We start from the raw sequence: 5,519 nt of genomic DNA, 5'->3' as shown, positions 1-5,519 counted from the left end.
GATGTTTACACGAACCTTTCTGCCCCGCACCAACTTTTGTAACGACAGACAAAGACGCACACCGCAGCCCCAACATTTCATATATGTGACCGTTGTACACAAGTCGACTTCGAAGTAAATTCTATGAAACAAAGAAAATTTTTAAGACCGAAAAAAGAAGAGAAAACGGATTGATTTATGCGAAAATCTGAGAAAGTGATTTTTTCATGATTTTTTTGGTTTTTAAGACCTGAAATTCAAAAAAAGACAAATTGCGCAGATTTTCATAGATTAAGTCTTTGATTTAGTGGTAAAAACAACGAACTGATTGATTGGATATTTACCTGATTTTTAACGATATGTAAGATTCACCGTATATCGAAAATTACTGACATCAAAAAACGCAGAAACAGAAAATAACCCGATGAATTAACTGATTTTTAACAGATTGAGTTTATAGACATCTAAAATATTGATTTTTAAGGCTTCGAATACGGATTAAATAATTTATAACGACAAGATTATTAAACAACAAGAATATCACGTTGCTTCGCCAAGTTCATTGAAAACGTACTGATTATTAAATTCTTCGGAGAAATATTTGATTTCTATAGTTTTGTAAAGTTGTCAGAATAGATTTATAACGGTAAGAATAGATTAAATATTGACATCGGAGATTACGACACTTAACGGATTGATTTATAAAACGACTGGATTTTGGATTTATAAAACCGTGAAATCGGAATGAAAATTCATAACTATAAAGCTGATTATCAATAAGAAAACCACTTCTCTTCGCCATTTAGATTAATAATGAACGCAGTAATGAGTTCGTCGGAGAAAAATTAGATTTTTAGGGCTATCAAAGCATTGCCAGATTTTTAACGGAGAATATTGATTGATATGCGATAATTCGATACTCAGATTAGTTATTTAAAGGTCAGATTTAGACTAATTCGATGAATAATATGGATTTCGCATTGTTCATAACCTACTGACTTACTGACTAATCGAAATTTTTTAGATTGAATTTTAGGTCAGTAACGATAAGATTTTCAGATAATTTCTATTTTTAAGATTGATTTTTTCAAGAATTGATTTACAAATCGTACCTGTGTACAACATCATATATAAAATATTGGGGTTTAGATGTTTACGCGAACCTTTCTGCCCCGCACCAGCTTCTGTAACGGCAGACAAGGACGCACACCGCAGCCCCAACATTTCATATATGTGACCGTTGTACACCATTCTAACCCACAGAGATAGCAGAATAACTCATAAGAAACATGCGAATTTTAAGAAGCTTATAAATTATAGTACTTGATATTAGTCATAATTAAAAAATGAAAATGAAAAACCTATTTGTAATAATCCTATTGACTTCATTTGGTTTAAATGCACAAGTGCTAGAAGAATCCTCTCTTTATGGGAAATGGAGGAATACACGTAATTATTTATACTATGAATTTCGCACTGACAGTTTAGTTATCTCTTGGTTTAATCCGTTTGAAACATCAAAAGTTGTTAATTGGAAGTTGTCTAATGATACATTAATGCGTGACAATCAAAGCTATAAGGTCAATATTAAGAATGACACTTTAACCTTGGATTTTGACTTTTCATTTGTTAAAATTCGCCACTCAGAAGAATATAAAAAGAAATTCACAGGCCAATGGATTAACGAACTTGGTACAGAAATAGTTGAATTTGCTAATGATTCAATACTTTACAATGCTATAAATTCAAGACTTATACATGATAAATGGAAATTGAAAGATGGTAGGGTTTTCTTTCTTGCTGAGGGGGAATTAAATTGGATAGAAGTGACTAAAATAGATAAAGATTCCTTAATTTTTGGCAAGCCCCATCCTATGAGTTTTTCAAGATTAGAAAATAAAAAATCAATAAATATACGAAAACTAAAAAACACTTTGGTTGGAAATAATTATATTCTTGAGGGGAGTCATGGTAATGTTAAGCTCAATTTTACTGAAAAGTTTGTGACGTTTAACGAGCATGAATTTGAATGGCAAATTATTACAAGGGGAAACAAAGTGTTTATTCGAATTGACCAAATATTGCTTAAAATTGACAACTTAAATAAAGACTATATTGACATAAGCGTGTTTGAACTATTTGGAAATGAGAGTGGTTACCATCTTGTCTCTAGAGATATAAAAATGATTAAAAACAGATAACGGTGTACAACATCATATATAAAATATTGGGGGGGGGGCAAGTGGTTACTTGAAGCGTTCTGCCCCGCACCCACTTTTGTAACGGCAGACAGTGATGACGCCCGCAAACCCCAACATTTCATATATGTGACCGTTGTACCCAATTAAAACGAAAACATCTAATACCTATAGAATTATGAAAGAGTATCGATTTTCTGATAGTAATGCTGAAAAAACAGTTAAATCACAAATGATTACTTCAACTCCTATTTTTCTAATTGGGATTAGTGGTGGCTTTTATATCGCAAATAATCAATATGATGGTATTCTTTTTAATAATCCATTGATATTAGTTTTGACAATTATTATATGTATTGTTGCTGTTGTTACTGGACTAATTATTGGATATAAAAACAACAAAAAGAGTCTAATGAAGAATGTTTATCGAATAACTGAAAATGGTATTGAGAGAAAAACCCCATCTGATAAAACCGTCATTATCAATTTCAATCAAATAAAGGAGCAAAAAACATTAAAATCTGGACTACTGATAAAAAGTACCAACCATGAAATTCTTATACCCTCTAGACTAGATAATTATAATGAAATCACAGCTGTCATTAATGAAAATTTACGATGAGTAGGTCTTTAAGACACAATCTAATAGGTATATGTTCTGTATTTGTGATGATTATCTTTGTTACAAGTACAGATAAGCCTATTAAAATAATTTTGGGAGCTTTCTTAGCTATTGCTTTAATTATCTCATTAATTCAAATGCAAAGAAGTGTAGAACTAACTAATGTTCAGAAGATAATTTCATGGACTATTTTAATCCCATTAGGAATAATTCTATTGAACTTATTTATTTTGACGAAATAATTGTGACACCAAATATTTTCAGAAACGTAATGATTTTTCAGTAAAACAAAACCTATAAAAGTTTAAAAATGCAACCGTCAGCAAGAATTTTATTTAATCTCACAGGAAATAAAAGCTACTATTTATGGAATGGAACTGAAATTTATTTCTCAAAATTAAGGTCTGCATACACAGATATATTGAACGATAAAGAAAGCGATTACCTATTCTTTGCTTTTACAATATTATGTGCTTCCACACTTGAATATTCATTGAACTATACTCTTGCTGATTATTGCATTGCCAAATTTGGCAATCAGGGATACAAAGCTTATTTTGAATCATATAAAGGATTAGGTTTTAAAAATAAACTATTAATGTCTCCTTTCATCATATCAAATGGTAAATACCGTATGAATGAAAATCACTCGTCCTTTAAGAAACTTGAAGAATTAATTGTGCTCAGAAATAAAATCCTACACAATAAAGAATTACTTAAAGAGTTTGATTGTCCTATTAATGGAGAATGTGATAATGAAAATATTTACATACCAATTGAGAAAACAACTATTGAGTTTGAATTACCATACCATGACAACTATATTGAGCTATTAACCAAGGATTCGTGTTTGTCTTTTGGCAATGCAATGGGTGATTTTAAAAATTTCATCATGACTCCATCTCTTTGTGAGAATATTACTGATAATGAAATGATAATAAGATTGAAATAATTAAATGGGTACAACATCATATATAAAATATTGGGGTTTAAATGTTTACACGAACCATTCTGCCCCGCACCAACTTTTGTAACGGCAGACAAAGACGCACACCGCAGCCCCAACATTTCATATATGTGACCGTTACCGCCAAGCAAAAAAACGATAGTGCGGAGATTAACCTTCGCAATCTATGCAATAATTGCGGAGAAAATTTCTTTTGCGGAGAATAAGCAGTATATTTGTCGCACAATATGCGTAGAATGAAGATTTATATACACGAGAAAGAAAACTGGACTGACTTCACTTGGGACAATAAAAAAGTGATGATAAAACTTGGTGAAGTTAGAAATCTACAAGGAAGACTATTGGGTAAAATGGAATCGCTTGGTTTCGATTTACAAAATGAAGCGGTATTAAACACCCTTACTTTAGATGTTATTAAGTCATCAGAAATTGAAGGTGAATTTTTAGATATTGAACAAGTGCGTTCTTCAATTGCACGTCGGTTAGGAATTGACATTGCAGGAGCAGTGGAGTCGGAACGTCACATTGACGGGATAGTTGAAATGATGCTTGACGCTACTCAAAGATATGATGTGCCTTTGAGCAAAGACAGATTATTTGGTTGGCATGCAGCACTGTTCCCTTCAGGATGGAGCAATCTATATAAAATTACAGTTGCCGACTGGAGAAAAGATACAACGGGTCCGATGCAAGTTGTGTCAGGACCTATGGGAAAAGAAAAAGTTCACTATCAAGCTCCAAATTCAGACAGAATAGAACCAGAAATGAACAGATTCTTGGACTGGTTTGAAAACGAGCATGAAATAGATTTAGTTCTTAAGGCAGCTATTGCTCATTTGTGGTTCGTGACAATTCATCCATTCGACGACGGAAACGGAAGAATTACAAGAGCAATTACAGATATGACATTGGCACGTTCTGACAAAAGTGTCAGGCGATTCTACAGTATGTCTGCACAAATTAGAGTTGAAAGGAAACAGTATTATGAAAAACTTGAAAAAACACAAAAAGGAAATTCAGACATTACAGAATGGATTTTGTGGTTTTTGCAATGTTTAATAAATGCTATTGACTCCACCGCAGAAATTTTATCGAAAATACTTCACAAAGCAGAATTTTGGAAAAACCATTCTACCACGATTCTCAACGATAGACAGCTAAAAATAATAAATAGACTGCTTGATGGATTTGATGGAAAGTTGACGACATCGAAATGGGCGAAAATTAACAAGTGCTCACAGGATACTGCTCTTCGAGATATTCAAGATTTAATGAAGAAGGATATTTTACAGAAAGAAGCAAGCGGTGGAAGAAGCACAAATTACGAACTGAAAAATGCCAGGCGGTAACATTTTGTATATGTCAGTTTTGCAGAATCTTTCACGTTTATAGATGGTTTTGAGTGTGCAAAACCGCCACATACAAATAACCGTTAGGGGGGCACTCCATTTTTTTGAAGCAAATCCCTTATTTATAGAAAATTAAAATTAATTCTTACAGAGATTAGGGAAAAAATCAATTCAATTAGAAAAACTGAGTGCTTTGAAAAATTTAACGACCAGAATATTTATTTTAACAACATAACGACCAGAATATCAATATTAAAACGACCAGAATACATTAAAAAAAATTGAATAAAGATTAATCCTTAGATTCAGAATAGAAAATCATTTTTATACTCGCACAACGACTAAAATCCAATAACGGAATAATTTGGATATCGAACTGAATATTTCGTGGCTTCGCAAAATAG

At 32.2% G+C, this 5,519-nt stretch carries 4 protein-coding genes; all 4 read left to right on the top strand.

Features of this window, described 5'->3' with window-relative positions:
- The first annotated feature begins 1,331 nt into the window (after nucleotides 1-1,331).
- Nucleotides 1,332-2,180: a hypothetical protein gene (locus tag EV194_RS16700; protein WP_132435663.1), complete on the top strand. Its 849-nt coding sequence runs from the start codon at nucleotides 1,332-1,334 to the stop codon at nucleotides 2,178-2,180.
- A gap of 175 nt (nucleotides 2,181-2,355) precedes the next feature.
- Complete coding sequence (locus EV194_RS16695) at nucleotides 2,356-2,799, top strand: hypothetical protein (RefSeq protein WP_132435661.1); 444 nt, start codon at nucleotides 2,356-2,358, stop codon at nucleotides 2,797-2,799.
- A 310-nt stretch (nucleotides 2,800-3,109) separates the two neighbouring features.
- Complete coding sequence (locus EV194_RS16690; RefSeq protein ID WP_132435659.1) at nucleotides 3,110-3,751, top strand: hypothetical protein; 642 nt, start codon at nucleotides 3,110-3,112, stop codon at nucleotides 3,749-3,751.
- A gap of 251 nt (nucleotides 3,752-4,002) precedes the next feature.
- Nucleotides 4,003-5,115: a Fic family protein gene (locus tag EV194_RS16685; protein WP_132435656.1), complete on the top strand. Its 1,113-nt coding sequence runs from the start codon at nucleotides 4,003-4,005 to the stop codon at nucleotides 5,113-5,115.
- Nucleotides 5,116-5,519 lie beyond the last annotated feature (404 nt).

It is taken from the genome of Natronoflexus pectinivorans, assembly GCF_004345615.1.
In the GTDB taxonomy this organism is placed as follows: Bacteria; Bacteroidota; Bacteroidia; order Bacteroidales; family Marinilabiliaceae; genus Natronoflexus; species Natronoflexus pectinivorans.
Note: the sequence above shows the minus strand (reverse complement) of the source record. Positions and strands in the feature narration are given on the sequence as shown.